Below are 19,441 nucleotides of genomic sequence, written 5' to 3'. Positions count from 1 at the left end.
GAGACTGAGCAGCATGCGCGCGTGGATCGTCTGGGGAACAGGTGTCCTCGCCTACATCGTCGGAGTCCTGCATCGCACGTCGTTCGGTGTGTCGGGGCTCGACGCGGCGGATCGGTACGCCGCGAGTCCGTCGGTGCTGTCGTCGTTCGTCGTCCTGCAGGTCGTCGTCTACGCGGCCATGCAGATCCCCGCGGGAGTGCTGCTCGACAGGGTGGGTCCGCGCGCCATGATCGTGACGGGTGCGCTGGTGATGGCGTCGGGTCAGATGATCCTGGCGTTCACCGACTCGCTGCCGGTGGCGGTGGCGGCCCGCGCCGTCGTGGGTGTCGGTGATGCGCTGACGTTCATCTCGGTGCTGCGGCTGGTGCCGAAGTGGTTCGCGCCCCGCCGGGTTCCGTTGGTCTCGCAGCTGACGGGGATCTTCGGGCAGGTCGGGCAGGTGTTGTCCGCGGTGCCGTTCCTGACGCTGCTGCACGGCGGGGGGTGGTCCGTCGCCTACGGCGCGGCCGCGGGCAGCGGGGTGGTGGTCGCGTCGGCCGCGTTCCTCGCCGTTTCGAACTCGCCCGATCCCGGACCCGACAGTGCGCCGCGGGTGACGTTCCGCGAGACGGTGCGCAACATCTCCGTCGTCTGGTCCCGGCCCGGTACCCGGCTCGGCTTCTTCTCCCACATGGGGACGCAGTTCTCCATCACCGTGTTCGCGCTGATGTGGGGAGTGCCCTACCTCAGTTCGGCGCAGGGCGTGTCGTCCGCGGTGGTGGGTGCGCTGCTCACCACGTCGGTGGTGTCGGCCATCGTGTCGGGCATCGTGGTCGGCATCCTGACGGGGCGCTATCCCATGCGCCGGTCGTGGATGGTGCTGGCGATCATGGCCAGCAACGCTCTCATGTGGGCGGTGGTGCTGGCTCTCCCCGGACCCGCGCCGACGTGGTTGCTGTTCGTCCTGGTGATCGTCATCTCGGTCGGTGGTCCGGGGTCGGCCATCGGCTTCGACTACGCGCGCACGTTCAATCCGTCGGTCGCGCTCGGCACTGCCCAGGGCATGGTGAACATCGGCGGATTCCTCGCGTCGCTGCTGGTGATGCAGGCCATGGGCGCCATTCTGAACGCGATGGGCGGCTACACCTTCGAGGCGTTCCGCGTCGCGTGGCTCACGCAGTACGCGGTCTGGGCCGTGGCGGCGACGGGTGTGCTGGTGGCCCGCCGCAAGACCCGCCGCGACGCGGGCATCTCGCCAAGGACCTGGCGTGAGGTCAGGGAGCGGATGCGGTCGCAACGACCGGCACGGGAGCCGTCGGAGCCGTGAAGGCCGACCGCCCGGCGAGGACGCCGAGCAGGGCCAGCAGCATGGTGACGGCCGCGAACACCAGCACCGCCGTCACCGAGAGAGCGTCGACGATGCCGCCGCCCACCAGGGCACCTGTCGCGATGGCCACCTGGAAGGTGACGACGTAGATCGCCGACGCGCGGTCCGCCGCGGCCCCGCCCGGTGCCGAGTGCAGGACGGCGGACTGGATGCACACCGGGATGGTGGTGAAGGCCATGCCCCACAGGGCGACGGCGACGATCGCCAGCACGCCGGATCCGGTGGACAGCGCCAAGACCAGCGCCGCGAGCGCCGTGGTGATGGCGGTGAGGACGACGATCGTCGAGCGCCACGGACCGCGGTCGTACGTGCGACCGATGAGCCAGATGCCGGCGACGCCGGCGAGTCCGTAGACGAACAGCATCGTCGAGAGCACGCTCCCCGACGTGCCGATGCCCTCGCCGACGACGAGCGCGAAGTATGTGTAGCCGGCGAAGTGGCCCAGCGCGGCGAGGAAGGTGATGCCGCACAGCAGGACGAGCACCCGGCTGATCCCGGGATGCGACCCGGCCGTGGTGGCGACCGGAGCCGCGACCGGGAGGGCGGGCAGCAAGCGGGTCAGGGCGACGGTGATGGCCAGCGCGACGACGCCGAGCGTCGCGGCGGCGACGCGCCAGTGCGTCCACTGTCCGAGGGCGGCGGTCAACGGATTGCCTGCGACGAGTGCCAACGACGTCCCGGCGTAGACGAGCGCGATCGCCTTCGCGCGCTTGCCCGGTGCGGCGAGTGACGCCGCGACCGGGGCCACCACGGCCCAGAACACACCGTGGGTGGCCGCGCAGATCAGTCGTGCTCCCACCAGCATCGGATAGCCGACGGACACCGCCGACACGAGTTGCGACACCGCCAGTGCGCCGGCGGTGATGACGACGACCTTGCGACGGTCCCACGACTTGACCGCTGCCATCAGCGGCAGCGTGATCACGGCGACCGCGTACGCGTAGAAGGTCAGCAGCAGCCCGATGGCCGATTCGCCGACACCGAGGTCGGCGGACATCTCGGGGAGCAGGCCCACCGGCAGCGTCTCCGCGGTGACGTAGATGAACGCGGTCGCGCCGAGGACGAGCAGAGCGGGCGTGTTCGCGCGCGAAGGTGCCGTGGACATGATGTGTAACGATACACACGCGCGCGGGCGGGCGATAGAGTGGCTATCGATGACCTCGCACACACGCGTCACCATGGCCGACGTCGCGGCGGCTGCCGGCGTCTCGGTCATGAGCGTGTCCTACGCGTACGGGCGCCCGGAGCGGGTCTCGGACGAGACGCGGGCCAAGGTGTTCGACGCCGCCGAGCGACTCGGCTACACCGGCCCGCACCGGGGCGCGCAGTCGCTTCGCAGCGGCCGCAGCAACAACCTCGCCGTGCTGCTGACGGAGAAGTTGACGTACGCGTTCGACGACCCGCAGGCCCGCCGGTTCCTGTCCGGAGTGGCCGACGCGTGCCTCGACACCGACACCGGCCTGGTGATCCTGCCGAACACGCGCGTCGCCCGCGACGTCGACCGGGTGCGCGACGCCGCCGTCGACGGGTACGTCTTCTGGACCACGGTCACCGGGGACCCCCTGCTCGACGCGGCCGTCGCCACCGGGCGGCCCGTGTGCGTGCAGGGCGGTCCGGAGCACGACGGAACGACGTTGATCAGCATCGACGACGCCGCGGCGGCCGAGGAGGTCGCCCTGATCGCGTTCGCGGGTGCCGCGCGACCGCTGGTGCTCGCGTTCCCTGCCGACGAGCATCGTGAGCGGTGCCTCGTGCACGGACCGGATCCGGAGGCGATCGACTTCCCGGTGACGAGGAACCGTCTGCGGGGCTACCGTGCGGCTGCCGAGGCGTTGGGGCTCGACTGGTCCGCGGTGCCCGTCGCGTTCGGCACCGGCAGCTTCCGCTCGGAGGGGACGCGTGCGATGGAGGATCACCTCGACGTGCTGCGGCCGGACACGGTGCTGGCGATGAGTGACGAGGTGGCACTCGGGGCGTTGGCGGTGGTGCGGGACCGCGGTCTCGAGGTGCCCGGCGACCTCGCGATCGTCGGGTGGGACGACACGGAGGAAGCGGCGGGCGCGGGGCTGACGACGGTGGCCCAGTCGCTGTACGAGCAGGGGCGCAGCGCTGCGCGGGCCGTGCTCGCGGGTGAGCCGGTCGCGACACCGGAGTGGCACGTCGTGCGGCGAACCTCCACGAGGTGAGGCGTGCGCAGGCTGCACACGAACCACCGCCCCGGGGCCGGATGTGCTGATTCGTCACGGCCTGTGAGCAACCGGGGGACGGCGCATCTGACCGTGCAGTAGGTTCGGCCTCATGAGTGGCGCCGATCACACAGACGTTTCCCCTGCCGGCCATCGCGATCGCGAGCTGCAGGACCAGGCCGAGCGGGTCGCCGCCGCTGCCCGGCTGACGATGAAGGACAAGCGCGAGAACGCGTCCGGTGGACTCGGCGGCCTGGTCGCCTCGCGCGCCGGCGACTGGGATCTCACGGATCAGGACGTCGACAGCATGCGGCGCCAGGAGAAGTTCTGGAACCCGCTCGTCGACAAGTACTTCCGGATGGAGATCGACGGGTGGGAGACCATTCCGCCACCACCGGTGCTGCTGGTCGGCGTGCATTCGGGTGCACCGTTCGTGTGGGACGCCTGGACGGTGGGGGCGCAGTGGTGGCGCCGGTTCGGCCCGTCACGCACGTTGCACGGCACCGCGCACGATGCGCTGATGGCCTTCCCCCTCATCGGCACGGTGTTCCGGTCGATGGGTGTCCTGCCCGCGGCTCCCGACTCGATGTCCACGGCCCTGGCCGAGGGGCGCGACGTCATCGTGTGGCCCGGAGGGGAGGTCGACTCGCTGCGACCGTGGAGCGAACGTGACGTCGCCACGCTCGGCGGGCGCACCGGCTTCATCAAGCTCGCCATCCGCTGCGGGGTGCCGATCGTGCCGATCGCCACCGTCGGCGGCGCCGACGCCATGCCCGTGCTGGTCCGCGGTGACCGGTTGTCGAAGATGCTGGGGTTGGACAAGATCGCGCGGCTGAAGGTGTTTCCCATCGCCGTGTCCCTGCCGTGGATCATCGCGCCGGCCGCACTTCCGCAGATCCCGCTGCCCGCCAAGATCCGGACCCGCTTCATGCCGCCCGTCGAGGTGGACCACGATCTCGCTCGCGTGGACGACGAGGAGTACGTGGAGGCCAAGTACGAGGAGGTGCGGCGCTCGATCCAGTCCGGCATGGATGCGCTCGCGACCAAGAGGAAGTTCCCGCTCTTCCGCTGATGCCTAAGCTGACGGGGTGAGTCACAGCATCGCGGAGGCGTCCGAGCAGACCGGGCTGACCATCGACACGCTGCGGTACTACGAGCGTGACGGGTTGCTCCTGCGCGCGGTGCCGCGGTCGTCCACCGGACAGCGCCGCTACGGCGACGACGACATCACGTGGATCGTCCTCATCACCCGATTGCGCGCCACCGGGATGTCGATCGCGGAGGTGCGGCACTACGCCGACCTGGTGCGGCAGGGCGAGGGGACGGAGCAGCAGCGTCTCGACGCGCTTCGGGCGCATCGGGAACGCGTGCTGGCGCAGCTCGCCGAGGTGACCGGCCATCTGCGCGCGATCGACCACAAGATCGAGCTCTACGTCGGCAGGCTTGACCTGGAGCGCACTCCAGCACGTTGAGTGGGGGCATGACGCTCACCTCACGCACCCTCGGCACGCAGTCCCCGCTCACGGTCTCCGCCCTCGGCCTCGGCTGCATGGGCATGTCCGAGTTCTACGGCGACACCGACCGTGCCTCCGGCATCGCCACCATCCATCGCGCTCTCGAACTCGGTGTGACCTTCCTCGACACGGCCGACATGTACGGCCCGTTCGTGAACGAGGAACTGGTCGGCGAGGCGATCGCCGGCCGTCGGGACCAGGTGGTGCTGGCCACCAAGTTCGGCAACGAGAGGCTCGCGGACGGCACCCGTCTCGGCATCAACGGCACGCCCGAGTACGTCCGCGCGGCGTGCGACGCGTCGTTGTCGCGGCTCGGTGTCGACCACATCGACCTGTACTACCAGCACCGCGTCGACAAGTCGGTCCCCATCGAGGACACGGTCGGAGCCATGGCGGACCTGGTGCAGGCGGGCAAGGTGCGCCATCTCGGGATGTCCGAGGCGTCGGCCGCGACCATCCGCCGGGCGCACGCGGTGCACCCCATCACGGCCGTACAGACCGAGTACTCCCTGTTCACCCGAGATCTCGAGGAGACCGTGCTCCCGACGCTCCGCGAGCTCGGCATCGGGTTGGTGCCGTACTCGCCGCTCGGTCGCGGGTTGCTGACCGGCGCCATCGCGCACGAGTCGGAGCTGGCGGAGAAGGACTCGCGCCGCACCGCGTACTTCCCGCGGTTCCAGGGCGAGGCGCTCGAGGCGAACCTGACGCTCGTGGCGCGCATCCGCGAGATCGCGGACCGGCTGGGATGCACGCCCGGTCAGCTTGCTCTGGCATGGGTGCTGGCACAGGGCGAGGACGTCGCGCCGATCCCCGGAACCAAGCGCGTGCGCTACCTCGAGGAGAACGTGGCGGCGGCGGACGTCGCGGTGACGCAGGAGGTCCTCGACGAACTCGAGGCAGCGGTGCCCGCGTCGGCCGTGGCCGGAGCACGCTACGGAGACATGTCGAGCATCGACGAGTGAGCCCCGAGGCCACATCCCCACCGCGAGTACGTCGACAGTGTCGTGATTCCACTCGGGATCACGACACCACGGACGTACTCGCGGAGGGGAGTGTCAGGACTGGTCGAGCCGCACCGCTCGCACGAACGTGTAGAGCAGCGCGGGAACGGCGATGACCAGCGACATCACCGGTGCCCACACGACGAGCGCGCCCAGCGGGGGGACATCCTCGAACAGCACGTTGTACCCGATGATGGACGTGACGGCGACACCGGCGATCGCGATGTGGGTGGCCAGCATCCAGCGGTCGAGGAAGACGCCGGCGAACAGGCCGAGCACCACGAAGAAGGTGGTCTTCCCGACGGCGTAGGCGGGCGGCATGTCGGCGCTGAGGTTCGCGGCGAGGATGCCCAGGTTGGACAACACGACGAAGGCGAAGGCGGTGTGCAGCCGCGGCCACGAGGTCACGGTCCACCAGAGAGCGGCCGTGAACGCGAAGGCCGCACAGCCGATCTGCACGCCCAGCGTGAACGTGGTGGTGCCGCCGAAGCCGTAGAGGATCTCGAGGGTGGCGCACACGCCCATCGACGCGGTGAAGAAGGCGATGATCCACCGCACGACGCGCTGGTCGGTGAACGACGACATCAGGCCGACGATCCACTCGTACCGAGCCTCGAGTTCGCCGATCGGCTCGTCGTTGTCGTCGTCGTACCGGGGTTCGTCGTACCCGGTCTCCTCGTGCCGCACCGGATCGGGCGCCGGGTACTCGGCTCGGGCTCCGACGCCCGGACTGAAGGCCGTGGTGAAGGCGCCAGGCGCGCTGTAGGCCTGCCCCGGTCGTCCGTCTCGTGCACTGACCATGTCGGGTCCCGTTCCCTTCGGTGCCCGCGGTCGCGGGCGGCCTCGTCCCGCCCGGCGTGTCGCGAGCGTCGTGTTGGGTGTCGTGCGGTAAAGCGTCCAACCGCCTGTGGGATCACCGTAAACCAGGCTTTCGGACCTGCGCTGCGGATGGATGGTGCCCCGGATTGTTTTGGAGTTCGTCACAACGTACAAGAACAAGCAAGCATGCTTGCTTTTTTCCCTTGCGAGTGCGACCGTTCCCGGTATGGCTGCTCTCGAGGTGTTGCTGCAGGATCTGCGTGCGGAGGGCGACGCGCTGGACGCGCTGGTCGCCGATGCCGACGACGCCGCGTGGCGCACGGACACCCCGGCAGCCGGGTGGACGGTGGCGCATCAGGTCGCTCACCTGCACTGGACCGATCATGTCGCCGCGCTGACCACGGCCGGCGCCTCCGGTGACGAGGACGCCGAAGCGGCCTTCGACGCGGTGATCGCCGACGCGATGGGCAGTCCGGACTCGTTCGTGGACTCCGCTGCCGACGCACTCGCCGGAGAGCAGGTCAGCACCCTGTTGTCGCGATGGCGGCTCGGCCGGGTGCAACTGCTCGACGTTCTGACACACGTGCCCGACGGCGCGAAGATCCGCTGGTTCGGCCCGCCGATGAGCGCGATGTCGATGGCGACGGCTCGCATCATGGAGACCTGGGCGCACGGCCAGGACGTGGCGGACGCCCTCGGCGTGGTCCGGGAACCCACGGCTCGGCTGCGTCACGTCGCGCACATCGGCGTGCGCACCCGCGACTTCGCCTACGCGCTTCGCGGCCTGACGCCGCCGTCGGCACCGTTCCGCGTTGCGCTCACCGCTCCCGACGGGAGTGACTGGTCGTGGGGGCCGGACGACGCGGAACAGAGTGTCACGGGTTCCGCTCTGGACTTCTGCCTGCTCGTCACGCAGCGTGTGCACCGCGACGACACCGACCTCGTGGCCGTCGGGGACGACGCGGCGACGTGGCTGGGTCTCGCGCAGGCGTTCGCGGGGGCTCCCGGCGGGGGCCGGGACGTGCGGGTGGCGTCGTGACGGAGATGATCAGGGTCGGGAACTGCTCCGGCTTCTACGGCGACCGGGCGTCGGCCATGCGCGAGATGCTCGACGGCGGTGATCTCGACGTCCTCACGGGCGACTACCTGGCCGAGCTGACGATGCTCATTCTCGGACGTGACCGGATGAAGGATCCGACGCGCGGCTACGCCAAGACGTATCTGCGGCAGCTCGAGGAGTGCCTGGGCACTGCACTCGACAAGGGCGTCACCCTGGTCAGCAATGCCGGTGGGTTGGCGCCCGCACGACTGGCGGACGAGATCCGGTCCCTCGCCGACCGTCTCGGTCTGACCGTCTCGGTCGCCCACGTCGAGGGGGACGATCTGCACGACCGCGCCGAGGAACAGGGTCTCGGCTCCCCGCTGACCGCCAATGCCTACCTCGGCGCCTTCGGTGTCGCGGCGTGCCTGGACGCCGGGGCGCAGGTCGTGGTCACCGGACGCGTCACGGATGCGTCGGTGGTGGTGGCCCCGGCGATCTCCCGGTTCGGATGGACCCGCGATCACCTCGACGAACTCGCGGGCGCCGTCGTCGCCGGCCACATCATCGAATGCGGAACCCAGGCGACCGGCGGGAACTACTCCTTCTTCCGTGAGATCGAGGATCTGCGTCGACCGGGGTTCCCGCTCGCGGAGATCCGGTCCGACGGGTCGTCGGTGATCACCAAGCACGAGAACACCGGCGGCGCCGTGACGGTCGGAACGGTGACGGCGCAGTTGATGTACGAGATCACCGGCCCGCGCTACCTCGGCCCGGACGTGACCGCGCGGCTCGACACGGTGCAGGTGTCGCAGGACGGACCCGACCGCGTGCTGGTCACGGGGACTCGCGGCGAGGCGCCGCCGCCCACCCTCAAGGTCTCCCGGAACACGCTCGGCGGGTTCCGCAACGAGATGACCTTCGTGCTCACCGGGCTCGACATCGAGGCCAAGGCCGACCTGGTGCGCACCCAGATGACCGAGGCGCTGACGCCGCCGCCGCGCGACGTCGACTGGACTCTGGCCCGTACCGACCACCCTGACGCCGGCTCGGAGGAGGCCGCCAGTGCGTTGCTCCGTGTCGTCGTCCGCGACGCTGATCCGCAGCGTGTGGGTCGCGTGTTCAGCGCTGCCGCAGTGGAACTCGCGCTGGCGAGCTACCCCGGTTTTTGTGTGACGACGCCTCCGGGTCAGGGGTCGCCCTACGGCGTCTTCGAGGCCGGGTTCGTCGATCAGGCGGTGCCGCGGCACGTGGCGGTTCTCGCGGACGGCACACGCGTCGACATCGCACCGCCGACCGTCACCACGGCTGTCGAGGCAGACCCGTCCGACAAGCCCGTCGGCCGCCCGTCGGCAGAACCCACACGCACGCTGCCGCTCGGCACGGTGGCCGCGGCGCGTAGCGGTGACAAGGGCGGTAGTGCCAACGTCGGGGTCTGGGTGCGCGGCGACGCCGCGTGGGCCTGGCTCCGGTCGACTCTCACCACCGAGTTGGTGACGACGCTGCTTCCGGAGACGGCGGGCCTGCGCGTGCACCGGTACGAGTTCCCGCACCTGCGGGCCGTGAACATCGTGATCGACGGGATTCTCGGAGAGGGCGTCGCGTCCGGCGCCCGCTTCGATCCCCAGGCCAAGGGCCTGGGGGAGTGGCTGCGATCGCGCCACGTCCCGATACCCGAATCAGTACTCGCAGAAAGTGGACTCGCATGAGCACCTGGGGTGGCCCCGACCGAGCGCAACTTCGCACGACGGTCCGGGGATTCGTGGACCGGGAGGTGCTGCCGCACCTCACCGAGTGGGAGCGTGACGGCCAGATCCCCCGCAGCCTGCACCGCGCGGCCGCCGAGATCGGTCTGCTCGGGGCGCCGTTCCCGGAGGCGGTGGGCGGGGGTGGCGGCTCCCTGGTCGACGCCACCGTGATCTGCGAGGAGATGCACGAGGCGGGTGCGTCCGGCGGCCTGTTCGCGTCCTTGTTCACCTGCGGAATCGCGTTGCCGCACATGGTCGCTGCGGGCAACCCCGACCACCTCGAGAAGTGGGTCCGGCCCACGCTCGACGGCGAGCTGATCGGGTCGCTGGCCATCACCGAGCCCGGCGGCGGATCCGACGTGGGGCACCTGCGCACCCGGGCGGTGCGCGACGGGGACCACTTCGTCGTCAACGGCGCCAAGACGTACATCACCTCGGGGTGCCGGGCCGACTTCGTGGTCACCGCCGTCCGGACCGGTGGCGACGGCGCGGCCGGCGTCTCGCTGCTCGTCGTCGAGCGCGGCACACCGGGATTCGAGGTGTCCCGCAAGCTCGACAAGATGGGATGGCGGGCCTCGGACACCGCCGAACTGTCGTACACCGACGTACGAGTGCCCGTGGAGAACCTGGTGGGCACGGAGAACTCCGGGTTCGCCCAGATCGCGCAGGCCTTCGTCTCCGAGCGCGCTGCGCTGGCCGCCCAGGCCTACTCCTCGGCGCAGCGGTGCCTCGATCTGACGGTGGCATGGACACGGGACCGCTCGACCTTCGGCAAGCCGCTCATCGCCCGCCAGGCGGTGCAGAACACGCTCAGCGAGATGCACCGCAAGATCGACGTGGCCCGCACGTACACGCACGCGCTGATCGACCGCCACGTCGAGGACGGCGACGACTGCATAGCCGAGGTGTGCTTCGCGAAGAACACCGCGGTCGAGGCCGGCGAATGGGTCGCCTCGCAGGCGGTGCAGCTGTTCGGTGGACTCGGATACATGGCTGAGAGCGAGGTCGAGCGTCAGTACCGCGACATGCGCATCATCGGCATCGGCGGCGGCACCACCGAGATCCTCACCTCGCTGGCCGCGAAGCGACTGGGGTACACCGCATGACGACTCTGACCTCCCGACTCGACAGCTCCGGTGACGCGTACGTCTCGGCCGCCGACACCATGATCGCCAAGCTCGCCGAGGTGGAGACCGAACACGCCAAGGCACTGGGCGGCGGGGGCGAGAAGTACGTCGCACGGCACCGCGGCCGCGGCAAGATGACCGCGCGCGAGCGCATCGAGATGCTCGTCGACCCGGATTCGCCGTTCCTCGAGCTGTGCCCGCTCGCGGCCTGGGGCACGGACTTCCCGGTCGGCGCCAGCGTGGTCGTCGGCATCGGTGTCGTCAGCGGCGTCGAGTGCCTGATCGTGGCCAACGACCCCACCGTCCGCGGCGGCACCAGCAACCCGTGGACTCTGCGGAAGACGCTGCGAGCGAACGACATCGCGATGCAGAACCGGCTGCCGGTCATCTCGCTGGTCGAGTCCGGCGGTGCCGACCTCCCCACGCAGAAGGAGGTGTTCATCCCGGGTGGCCGCATCTTCCGCGATCTGACACGCCTCTCCGCGGCCGGCATCCCCACCATCGCCCTCGTGTTCGGCAACTCCACCGCCGGCGGCGCCTACATCCCCGGCATGTCCGATCACGTCGTCATGATCGAGGAGCGGTCCAAGGTGTTCCTCGCCGGACCGCCGCTGGTCAAGATGGCCACCGGCGAGGAGACCGACGACGAATCGCTCGGCGGCGCCCGCATGCACGCCCGGACCTCCGGTCTCGCCGACCATCTCGCCGTGGACGAGAAGGACGCCATCCGCATCGGCCGCGGCATCGTGAAGCGGCTCAACTGGCACAAGCAGGGGCCGGCGCCGCGCACCGAGGTGCTCCCGCCCCGGTACGACGAGGAGGAACTGCTCGGTATCGTGCCGGCCGACCTCAAGATTCCGTTCGACCCGCGCGACGTCATCGCCCGCATCGTCGACGACAGCGACTTCGACGAGTTCAAGCCGCTCTACGGGTCGTCCCTGGTCACCGGTTGGGCGGAACTGCACGGGTATCCGATCGGCATCCTCGCCAATGCTCGCGGCGTCCTCTTCAGCGAGGAGTCGCAGAAGGCGACGCAGTTCATCCAGCTGGCGAACCGCTCGAACACGCCACTGCTGTTCCTGCACAACACCACCGGCTACATGGTGGGTAAGGAGTACGAGGAGGGCGGAATGATCAAGCACGGATCGATGATGATCAACGCCGTCTCGAACTCCACCGTCCCGCACATCTCGGTATTGCTCGGAGCGTCCTACGGCGCCGGGCACTACGGCATGTGCGGTCGCGCCTTCGACCCGCGCTTCCTCTTCGCCTGGCCCAGCGCGAAGTCCGCGGTCATGGGCGGTGCCCAACTGGCGGGTGTCATCTCCATCGTCTCCCGCGCCTCCGCCGAGGCTCGCGGACAGGCCTTCGACGAGGAGGCCGACGCGGGTCTGCGCGCGATGATCGAGCAGCAGATCGAGGCCGAGTCGGTTCCCATGTTCCTGTCCGGACGCCTGTACGACGACGGCGTGATCGACCCCCGAGACACCCGCACGGTGGTGGGGATGTGCCTGTCGGCCATCGCCTCCGCCCCGATCGAGGGCACCGATTCCTTCGGTGTCTTCCGGATGTGACGGCCATGACCATCACCTCGATACTCGTCGCCAACCGTGGCGAGATCGCGCGCCGCGTCTTCGCCACCTGCCGGGCCGAGGGCATCGACACCGTCGCGGTCCACTCCGACCCCGACGCCGCGTCCCCCCATGTTTGCGAGGCCGACGTCGCCGTCCGGTTGCCCGGTTCCGCGTCGTCGGAGACGTATCTCCGCGGAGATCTGATCATCGAGGCGGCGCGGCGCGCGGGCGCCGACGCCATCCACCCCGGTTACGGGTTCCTCTCCGAGAACGCGGAGTTCGCCCGGGCCGTGCAGGACGCGGGCCTCACCTGGATCGGTCCGCCGGTGAAGGCGATCGAGTCGATGGGGTCGAAGGTCGAGTCCAAGGCCATGATGCAGAGCGCCGGTGTACCGGTGCTCGACCGGCTCGATCCGGCGTCCGTCACGCAGGACGATCTGCCGGTGCTGGTGAAGGCGTCGGCCGGCGGCGGTGGTCGCGGTATGCGCGTGGTGCGCGATCTCGCCTCGCTGCAGGACGAGATCGACGCGGCGTCGCGGGAAGCGTTGTCCGCCTTCGGCGATGCGACGGTGTTCTGTGAGCGGTACCTCGAAACGGGCCGCCACATCGAGGTGCAGGTGATGGCGGACCGCCACGGCACGGTGTGGGCGGTGGGCGAGCGGGAGTGCTCCATCCAACGACGCCACCAGAAGGTGGTCGAGGAGGCACCGTCTCCGCTCGTCGAGCGCGTTCCGGGTATGCGGGAGAAGCTGTTCGAGGCGGCGCGCATCGCCACCGAGGCACTCGACTACGAGGGCGCCGGCACCGTCGAGTTCCTCAGCGACGAGCGCGGCAACTTCTACTTCCTCGAGATGAACACACGCCTGCAGGTCGAGCATCCGGTGACCGAGTGCACCACCGGACTCGATCTGGTGGCACTGCAGATCCACGTCGCCGCGGGCGGAGCGCTCCCGGGCGAGCAGCCCACCACGCGCGGCCACTCGATCGAGGTGCGTCTGTACGCCGAGGATCCGGCACGCGACTGGCAGCCGCAGAGCGGCGTCGTGCACCACGTGGACTTCGGTTCCGCCACGGAGTTCGCGGTGTTGGACCGCACCGGCCTGCGGGTGGACTCGGGCATCGTCGACGGCAGCGTGGTGGGGACGCACTACGACCCGATGCTCGCCAAGGTGATCTCGTACGCGCCCACCCGGGAGCAGGCGGCCGCAATCCTGGCGAAAGCGTTGCTGCGCGCCCGCATTCACGGCGTGCGCACCAACCGCGACCTGCTCGTCACGGTGCTGAGACACCCCGCGTTCCTCGCGGGCGACACCGACACCGCGTTCTTCGCCACGCACGATCTCGCGGTGCTCGCTCGGCCGCTCGTCGGCGACCGGGGTGTGCGGCTGTCCGCGCTCGCCGCGGCGCTCGCGGACGCCACCCGGTCGAGGGAATCGGCGGCGGTGGGCCGATCGCTCCCGAGCGGTTGGCGCAACCTCGCCTCGGTGCCGCAGCGCAAGACGTACGCGGTGAACGGCACCGAGATCGTCGCCGAGTATCGGCTGTCGCGCGGAACGCTCGTCACCGACGTCGACGACTGCGCGCTGGTCCGGGCCGAGTCCGATCGGGTGGTGTTGCTCGCCGACGGGGTGCGACGCGAGTTCCACGTCGCGGTCCACGGCGACGCTGTGTTCGTCGACTCGTCGCTCGGACCGGTGCGGCTCGAACGGGTTCCGGTGTTCGTCGATCCGAGTGAGATCGTCGCGGCCGGATCGCTGCTGGCACCGATGCCCGGCAGCGTCGTGCGGATCGGTGTGGCCGTCGGCGACACCGTCACCGCCGGCCAACCGATCCTGTGGCTCGAGGCCATGAAGATGGAACACACGATCACCGCACCCGCGGCGGGCGTGCTGACCGAGCTCACGGTCACCGTGGGACACCAGGTGGACGTCGACGCCGTACTGGCGGTCGTCGCAGTAGAAGGAGATCAGGCATGAGCTTCATCGAGACGGACGAGCAGAAGAGCCTCCGCGCCGCGGTGGCCGGACTGGGCAAGCGCCACAACTACATCGACTACGTGCTGCCCAAGGCGCGCAAGGGTGAGGCACTCACCGAACTGTGGCACGAGGCCGGGCAGTTGGGCTTCCTCGGGGTGAATCTCCCCGAGGAGTACGGCGGCGGCGGTGCCGGAATCTACGAGCTCGCCCTCGTCCAGGAGGAGATGTCCTCGTTCGGTGCGGGTCTGTTGCTCGTCGTCGTCAGCCCGGCGATCTGCGGCACCATCATCGCGAAGTACGGCACCCCCGAACAGAAGCAGTCCTGGCTGCCCCGTCTCTCGGACGGCTCCGCGATCATGGCGTTCGGCATCACCGAGCCCGACGCCGGCTCCAACTCCCACCAGATCACCACCACCGCGCGACGCGACGGTGACGAGTGGGTGCTGCGCGGCAGCAAGATCTACATCTCCGGTGTCGACCAGGCCGACGCGGTGCTCATCGTCTCCCGGACGGAGGACGCGAAGACCGGGAAGCTGAAGCCGGCGCTGTTCATCGTGCCGACCGATGCGCCGGGCCTGAACAAGACGCAGATGCGCATGGACATCATCGAGCCCGATCACCAGTTCACGCTGTTCCTCGACGACGTCCGGCTGCCGGCCGAAGCGCTCGTCGGTGAGCCCGACGCGGCGCTGATGCAGTTGTTCGCGGGTCTCAACCCCGAGCGCATCCTCGGCGCGGCGATGGCGGTCGGCATGGGCCGCTACGCCCTCGACGCCGCGGTGAAGTACGCGAACGAGCGCACCGTCTGGAAGAGCCCCATCGGCGCGCACCAGGGCATCGCGCATCCGTTGGCGCAGTGCAAGATCGAGCTCGAACTGGCGAAGCTGATGATGCAGAAGGCCGCGGTGCTCTACGACAGCGGTGACGATTTCGGTGCGGCGGAAGCGGCCAACATGGCGAAGTACGCGGCGGCCGAGGCGAGCATCAAAGCCATCGACCAGGCCATTCAGACGCACGGCGGCGCCGGGCTCACCGAGGAGTACGGCCTCGCGTCCATGCTCGGTGCGGCGCGTATCGCTCGCGTCGCTCCCGTCAGTCGGGAGATGATCCTGAACTTCGTGTCCCAGCACTCGCTGGGTCTGCCGAAGAGCTACTGATGGCGGGCAGGCCGGAGGCCGGTCGGGGCCCGGGCAGGCCGGAGGCAGGTCGGGGGATGGCGGGCAGGCCGGAGGCCGGTCGGGGCGACGGGCCGTCGGTGAGGGTCGATCGGTCGGATGGTGTGGTGACTCTGACGCTCGACACCCCACACAACCGCAACGCCCTCTCCACCGCGCTGGTCGAGGAACTCACGGCGGGACTCCGCGACGCGGGCGCGGATCGGGACGTCCGCGCCGTGGTCCTCACCCACACTGGCGGAACATTCTGTGCGGGTGCCGATCTCACGGAGGCGGGCGGTTCGTTCTCCTCGCGCACCGAGCAGATGCTGACGCTGCTGCGGGCGATCCTGGAGACGCCGAAGCCCGTGATCGGCAGGATCGACGGGCATGTGCGCGCCGGCGGTATGGGCCTCGTGGGCGCGTGCGATCTGGTGGTCGCCGGGCCGAGGAGTTCGTTCGCGCTGACGGAGGCGCGGCTGGGGTTGGCCGCGTCCATCGTGTCCCTGACGGTGGTGCCGAGGATGACCTCGCGTGCGGCGAGCCGGTACTTCCTGACAACGGAGACGTTCGGCGCGCACGAGGCGGAGGCCATCGGGCTCGTCACCGAGGCGGCGGCCGACGCCGGGGCCACGGTGGCCGAGCTGGTCGCGGCGATTCGTCCGTCGTCGCCGCAGGGTCTCGCGGCGTCGAAACGCCTCACCACCGCGGCGATGCTCGAGGAGTTCGACCGCCGGGGCGCCGACCTGGCGGAGGAGTCCGCGAGGCTGTTCGCATCGGACGAGGCGCGGGAGGGGATGATGGCCTTTCTGCAGAAGCGCAACCCGTCCTGGGCTGCACCGGCGGAGTCGTCCGGCGCCGCTGTGGGGAAGGAGACGTGACGGCCATGACCGTGCCCACTCGTCACCGGGTCGGTGACACCCGCAGCCCGAAGCAGGATCGCAGCCGCGCCACGCGACTGCGTCTGCTCGAGTCCACGATCGACGCGCTCGCCACCGAGGGATGGGCGGCGACGACGGTCGCCGTCGTGGCCGAGCGGGCCGGCGTCTCTCGCGGTGCCACCCAGCACCACTTCCCGACGCGGGAGGACCTCATCACCGCGGCGCTCGAGTACATGTTCGACACGCGCATGGGGGAGGCGCGAGCCGAGAGCAGTGCGCTCCCGCAGGGAGCCGGTCGAACCGAGGCTGTCGTCACCCGGCTGGTCGACTACTACACGAGCCCCATCTTCCGGGCCGCGCTGCAGGTCTGGACCGCCGCGGCCGCGGATCCCGAGATGCGTGCCCGGGTCCTACCTCTCGAGGAGAAGTTCGGTCGCGTGGCGCACCGCACGGCGGTCGATCACCTCGGCGCCGACGACAGTGATCCGCGCACCCACCGACTCGTGCAGGCAACCCTCGACCTGGCACGTGGGCTCGGTCTCGCAGACGTGCTCAGCGACGACTCGCGCCGCCGCGCCGAGATCGTGAAGGTGTGGGCCTCGGTGCTCGACGCGTCCCTGGCCCTCGACACCACCAGCACCGCCACCACCACCACCACCCCCACCACCCCCGCGAGTACGTCCGAACTGTCGTGATCGGGGCTCGCATCACGGCACTTTCGGCGTATTCGCGGAAGTCCGCACTCCGATAGGCTGCCGCCATGAACTCCGTGCGGTGGGCCGGCGTGGCAGCGATCGTGCTGCTCGGGCTCGCCGGCTGCGGATCCGACTCCGATGCCGCCACCGACGACGCGCCGTCCACGTCCGCGTCGCAGGAACCCGGCCCGTTCTTCGGCGTCTGCGGCGGTCTGTCCGACGAGGAGGTCCGCACCGCGTTCGCCGTGCCGTCGTTCGCGATCGTGACCCGCAACTCGGTGGGCTGCGAATGGGAGGTCTCCGGTCCGACCGGCCCGTCGGTCAGTTTCTCCTGGTATCGCGGCAGCCCGATCGGACGCGAGCGCAGCGGCGCCGAGCTGATCGGGCGCCCGGCCGAGGACATCGAGATCGACGGTCGGTCCGGTTTCCGGTCCACTGGTCTGAACGCGCTGGGGGAGGTCTACCTGTGCGAGGTGGGCCTGCAGTTCGGCGCGGACTTCGTCCACTTCTCCGTCATGTACGCCGACAGTGCCCCGACGGCCGATCCGTGCGCGGTGGCGACCGATCTGACCACCCTCGTCGCGGAGCGTGCGTCGTGACCGGGCCCCGGAGCAGGCGCGCAGTGGTCACGGCCGTGGCCGGCGTCCTCCTCCTCGGTGGTTGTGGCGGCACCATCGGGGGTCGGCCCGTGGCCGTGGGTCAGTCCGGCGGCGGTGGGAACGAGGAGTTCCAGCTGTTGCTCGAGGAGTGCGACACCGTCAGTGACCAGCAGATCGGCGATGTCGTAGGGGGTACGGCCATCGAGCAGGGGTTCATCGGCGCCATCTGCCGGTGGGACCTGACCGGCCCGGGCGGCGCGGTCAAGGTGACGTTCGACTGGTTCGAGACGGGGTCGCTCGCGGCCGAGCGCGAGGCGAACGAACGCATGGGGTGGACGGTGAGCGACGTCGAGGTCTCCTCGCGTAAGGCCCTCGAGATCCGTCAGCCGGACGATCCGGGATCGTGCGGCGTGGCGGCGCAGTCGCCCGACCGCGGGCAGGCCGGAGGCCGGTCGTCAGATGGCGGGGTCATCGGCTGGTGGGTGCAGTACCGGCCCGGGAACTCCACCGATCCGTGCCAGGCGGCGACGAAGCTGATGCAGCTCTCGCTCAATCTGTCGGCGTGACGACGGAAGGGTGAACTCCTGTACCCGATGCAGGGGCGTTTTGACCATCAGGCGCGCCGCCGGGTACCGTTACAGGTCGTGCCCGGCCCAGCCGGTACGTCTGTGTGCCTATGCGAGGTACAGCCGTGTTCGAGTTCACCATCGAGCAAGAACCGCGGCTGCCGTGTGGGGGTATGCGACACACCCGACCGCGGGGTGCACGAAGCCCGCGGAAGCACTACTGGGTGAGGGGCAGCGTTCTCTTGCCCCAACTGCTAGATCCCTGTTTCTCGACACGAAGAAAGCCGGTTCATGCCAACAATCAACCAGCTGGTCCGCAAGGGTCGCACCGACAAGGTCGCGAAGCTGAAGACCGCTGCCCTGAAGGGCAGCCCGCAGCGCCGTGGAGTGTGCACTCGCGTGTACACCACCACCCCGAAGAAGCCGAACTCCGCGCTTCGTAAGGTCGCTCGCGTCCGCCTGACCACGTCCGTCGAGGTCACCGCTTACATCCCCGGTGAGGGCCACAACCTGCAGGAGCACTCCATGGTGCTGGTGCGCGGTGGTCGTGTGAAGGACCTCCCGGGTGTCCGTTACAAGATCATCCGTGGCTCGCTCGACACGCAGGGCGTGAAGAACCGCAAGCAGGCTCGCAGCAAGTACGGCGCCAAGAAGGAGAAGAGCTGACATGCCACGTAAAGGCCCAGCACCCAAGCGCCCGCTGATCAACGATCCCGTCTACGGTTCGCCGCTGGTCACCCAGCTGGTCAACAAGATCCTGCTGGACGGCAAGAAGTCGACCGCAGAGCGCATCGTGTACCAGGCTCTCGAGCAGGCACGCGAGAAGACGGGCACCGATCCCGTCGTGACGCTCAAGCGTGCACTGGACAACGTCAAGCCGGCCCTCGAGGTCCGCAGCCGTCGTGTCGGTGGCGCCACCTACCAGGTTCCGGTCGAGGTTCGTCCGGGCCGCTCCACCACGCTGGCTCTGCGCTGGCTCGTCTCGTTCTCCCGCGCTCGTCGCGAGAAGACGATGGTCGAGCGTCTGGCCAACGAGCTCCTCGATGCCAGCAACGGTCTCGGCGCAGCAGTCAAGCGTCGCGAGGACACGCACAAGATGGCGGAAGCCAACAAGGCATTCGCGCACTACCGCTGGTGATCGCGTCTCGGGGGCGCCGGGAAACATCCGGCGTCACCCGAGCGTTGAACCTTCGACT

The 19,441-nt window shown here is 69.6% G+C and carries 19 protein-coding genes; 17 read left to right on the top strand and 2 right to left on the bottom strand.

Annotated features, from left to right (window positions below):
• Positions 1 to 13: 13 nt before the first annotated feature.
• Complete coding sequence (locus JOE30_RS00675) at positions 14 to 1,306, top strand: nitrate/nitrite transporter (protein WP_204868980.1); 1,293 nt, start codon at positions 14 to 16, stop codon at positions 1,304 to 1,306.
• Here JOE30_RS00675 and JOE30_RS00670 read toward each other — a convergent pair.
• Positions 1,254 to 2,471, bottom strand: coding sequence for an MFS transporter (locus JOE30_RS00670; protein WP_204868979.1), 1,218 nt, complete (start codon positions 2,469 to 2,471; stop codon positions 1,254 to 1,256). The genes JOE30_RS00675 and JOE30_RS00670 overlap by 53 nt on opposite strands.
• Before the next feature lie 49 nt (positions 2,472 to 2,520).
• On the opposite strand from JOE30_RS00670, the gene JOE30_RS00665 reads away from it, so the two are divergent.
• The 4 genes from JOE30_RS00665 (at position 2,521) to JOE30_RS00650 (ending at position 6,028) form a co-directional block, all read left to right on the top strand.
• Entirely contained in the window at positions 2,521 to 3,552 is a 1,032-nt protein-coding gene (locus JOE30_RS00665; RefSeq protein WP_239532453.1) for a LacI family DNA-binding transcriptional regulator, read from the top strand.
• A 211-nt stretch (positions 3,553 to 3,763) separates the two neighbouring features.
• Complete coding sequence (locus tag JOE30_RS00660; protein ID WP_371831734.1) at positions 3,764 to 4,624, top strand: lysophospholipid acyltransferase family protein; 861 nt, start codon at positions 3,764 to 3,766, stop codon at positions 4,622 to 4,624.
• A gap of 16 nt (positions 4,625 to 4,640) precedes the next feature.
• Complete coding sequence (locus JOE30_RS00655) at positions 4,641 to 5,024, top strand: MerR family transcriptional regulator (RefSeq protein ID WP_204868977.1); 384 nt, start codon at positions 4,641 to 4,643, stop codon at positions 5,022 to 5,024.
• Between the two features lie 8 nt (positions 5,025 to 5,032).
• Positions 5,033 to 6,028: an aldo/keto reductase gene (locus JOE30_RS00650; RefSeq protein WP_204868976.1), complete on the top strand. Its 996-nt coding sequence runs from the start codon at positions 5,033 to 5,035 to the stop codon at positions 6,026 to 6,028.
• Between the two features lie 93 nt (positions 6,029 to 6,121).
• On the opposite strand, the gene JOE30_RS00645 is transcribed toward JOE30_RS00650, so the two are convergent.
• Positions 6,122 to 6,868, bottom strand: a complete 747-nt coding sequence (locus tag JOE30_RS00645; RefSeq protein WP_204868975.1) for a giguanylate cyclase — start codon at positions 6,866 to 6,868, stop codon at positions 6,122 to 6,124.
• 244 nt (positions 6,869 to 7,112) lie between these two features.
• On the opposite strand from JOE30_RS00645, the gene JOE30_RS00640 reads away from it, so the two are divergent.
• The 12 genes from JOE30_RS00640 (at position 7,113) to rpsG (ending at position 19,383) form a co-directional block, all read left to right on the top strand.
• Positions 7,113 to 7,925 (top strand): TIGR03084 family metal-binding protein, encoded by an 813-nt coding sequence (locus tag JOE30_RS00640; RefSeq protein WP_204868974.1) that lies wholly within the window; start codon positions 7,113 to 7,115, stop codon positions 7,923 to 7,925.
• Between the two features lie 5 nt (positions 7,926 to 7,930).
• The gene (locus JOE30_RS00635) at positions 7,931 to 9,634 is read left to right on the top strand and encodes an acyclic terpene utilization AtuA family protein (protein ID WP_204870646.1); all 1,704 of its coding nucleotides are present in this window, start codon (positions 7,931 to 7,933) and stop codon (positions 9,632 to 9,634) included.
• On the top strand, positions 9,631 to 10,779 hold the full coding sequence (locus JOE30_RS00630) for an acyl-CoA dehydrogenase family protein (protein WP_204868973.1): 1,149 nt from the start codon (positions 9,631 to 9,633) through the stop codon (positions 10,777 to 10,779). Before JOE30_RS00635 ends, JOE30_RS00630 begins: the two co-directional genes overlap by 4 nt.
• Positions 10,776 to 12,374, top strand: a complete 1,599-nt coding sequence (locus JOE30_RS00625; protein ID WP_204868972.1) for an acyl-CoA carboxylase subunit beta — start codon at positions 10,776 to 10,778, stop codon at positions 12,372 to 12,374. Before JOE30_RS00630 ends, JOE30_RS00625 begins: the two co-directional genes overlap by 4 nt.
• Positions 12,375 to 12,379: 5 nt before the next feature.
• Positions 12,380 to 14,350: a biotin carboxylase N-terminal domain-containing protein gene (locus JOE30_RS00620; protein ID WP_204868971.1), complete on the top strand. Its 1,971-nt coding sequence runs from the start codon at positions 12,380 to 12,382 to the stop codon at positions 14,348 to 14,350.
• Positions 14,347 to 15,507: an acyl-CoA dehydrogenase family protein gene (locus JOE30_RS00615; protein ID WP_027504609.1), complete on the top strand. Its 1,161-nt coding sequence runs from the start codon at positions 14,347 to 14,349 to the stop codon at positions 15,505 to 15,507. Before JOE30_RS00620 ends, JOE30_RS00615 begins: the two co-directional genes overlap by 4 nt.
• A 56-nt stretch (positions 15,508 to 15,563) precedes the next feature.
• Positions 15,564 to 16,385 carry an enoyl-CoA hydratase family protein gene (locus JOE30_RS00610; protein WP_204868970.1) on the top strand — a complete coding sequence of 274 codons (822 nt, stop codon included), beginning with the start codon at positions 15,564 to 15,566 and terminating at the stop codon, positions 16,383 to 16,385.
• Between the two features lie 5 nt (positions 16,386 to 16,390).
• The gene (locus tag JOE30_RS00605) at positions 16,391 to 17,080 is read left to right on the top strand and encodes a TetR/AcrR family transcriptional regulator (protein WP_204868969.1); all 690 of its coding nucleotides are present in this window, start codon (positions 16,391 to 16,393) and stop codon (positions 17,078 to 17,080) included.
• A 65-nt stretch (positions 17,081 to 17,145) separates the two neighbouring features.
• On the top strand, positions 17,146 to 17,679 hold the full coding sequence (locus JOE30_RS00600) for a DUF3558 domain-containing protein (RefSeq protein ID WP_204868968.1): 534 nt from the start codon (positions 17,146 to 17,148) through the stop codon (positions 17,677 to 17,679).
• A complete protein-coding gene (locus JOE30_RS00595) occupies positions 17,676 to 18,245 on the top strand; it encodes a DUF3558 domain-containing protein (protein WP_307806010.1) in 570 nt (189 codons plus the stop codon). The genes JOE30_RS00600 and JOE30_RS00595 overlap by 4 nt, the downstream gene beginning before the upstream one ends.
• A gap of 291 nt (positions 18,246 to 18,536) precedes the next feature.
• A complete protein-coding gene (gene rpsL, locus JOE30_RS00590) occupies positions 18,537 to 18,911 on the top strand; it encodes a 30S ribosomal protein S12 (RefSeq protein WP_027504614.1) in 375 nt (124 codons plus the stop codon).
• Between the two features lies 1 nt (position 18,912).
• Positions 18,913 to 19,383 (top strand): 30S ribosomal protein S7, encoded by a 471-nt coding sequence (rpsG, locus tag JOE30_RS00585; protein ID WP_027504615.1) that lies wholly within the window; start codon positions 18,913 to 18,915, stop codon positions 19,381 to 19,383.
• Positions 19,384 to 19,441: the final 58 nt, after the last annotated feature.

The organism is Rhodococcus sp. PvP016, assembly GCF_017832185.1.
Taxonomy (GTDB): Bacteria; Actinomycetota; Actinomycetes; order Mycobacteriales; family Mycobacteriaceae; genus Rhodococcoides.
Note: the sequence above shows the minus strand (reverse complement) of the source record. Positions and strands in the feature narration are given on the sequence as shown.

Bases quoted from the DNA above. Each gene is read 5' to 3' on its own strand.
- JOE30_RS00660 (WP_371831734.1), top strand. From the start codon at position 3,764: ATGAAGGACAAGCGCGAGAACGCGTCCGGTGGACTCGGCGGCCTGGTC.
- rpsL (WP_027504614.1), top strand. From the start codon at position 18,537: ATGCCAACAATCAACCAGCTGGTCCGCAAGGGTCGCACCGACAAGGTC.
- JOE30_RS00635 (WP_204870646.1), top strand. From the start codon at position 7,931: ATGATCAGGGTCGGGAACTGCTCCGGCTTCTACGGCGACCGGGCGTCG.
- JOE30_RS00625 (WP_204868972.1), top strand. From the start codon at position 10,776: ATGACGACTCTGACCTCCCGACTCGACAGCTCCGGTGACGCGTACGTC.
- JOE30_RS00620 (WP_204868971.1), top strand. From the start codon at position 12,380: ATGACCATCACCTCGATACTCGTCGCCAACCGTGGCGAGATCGCGCGC.
- JOE30_RS00650 (WP_204868976.1), top strand. From the start codon at position 5,033: ATGACGCTCACCTCACGCACCCTCGGCACGCAGTCCCCGCTCACGGTC.
- JOE30_RS00640 (WP_204868974.1), top strand. From the start codon at position 7,113: ATGGCTGCTCTCGAGGTGTTGCTGCAGGATCTGCGTGCGGAGGGCGAC.
- JOE30_RS00600 (WP_204868968.1), top strand. From the start codon at position 17,146: ATGAACTCCGTGCGGTGGGCCGGCGTGGCAGCGATCGTGCTGCTCGGG.
- JOE30_RS00675 (WP_204868980.1), top strand. From the start codon at position 14: ATGCGCGCGTGGATCGTCTGGGGAACAGGTGTCCTCGCCTACATCGTC.
- JOE30_RS00665 (WP_239532453.1), top strand. From the start codon at position 2,521: ATGACCTCGCACACACGCGTCACCATGGCCGACGTCGCGGCGGCTGCC.
- JOE30_RS00615 (WP_027504609.1), top strand. From the start codon at position 14,347: ATGAGCTTCATCGAGACGGACGAGCAGAAGAGCCTCCGCGCCGCGGTG.
- rpsG (WP_027504615.1), top strand. From the start codon at position 18,913: ATGCCACGTAAAGGCCCAGCACCCAAGCGCCCGCTGATCAACGATCCC.
- JOE30_RS00605 (WP_204868969.1), top strand. From the start codon at position 16,391: ATGACCGTGCCCACTCGTCACCGGGTCGGTGACACCCGCAGCCCGAAG.
- JOE30_RS00645 (WP_204868975.1), bottom strand. From the start codon at position 6,868: ATGGTCAGTGCACGAGACGGACGACCGGGGCAGGCCTACAGCGCGCCT.
- JOE30_RS00670 (WP_204868979.1), bottom strand. From the start codon at position 2,471: ATGTCCACGGCACCTTCGCGCGCGAACACGCCCGCTCTGCTCGTCCTC.
- JOE30_RS00630 (WP_204868973.1), top strand. From the start codon at position 9,631: ATGAGCACCTGGGGTGGCCCCGACCGAGCGCAACTTCGCACGACGGTC.
- JOE30_RS00610 (WP_204868970.1), top strand. From the start codon at position 15,564: ATGGCGGGCAGGCCGGAGGCCGGTCGGGGCGACGGGCCGTCGGTGAGG.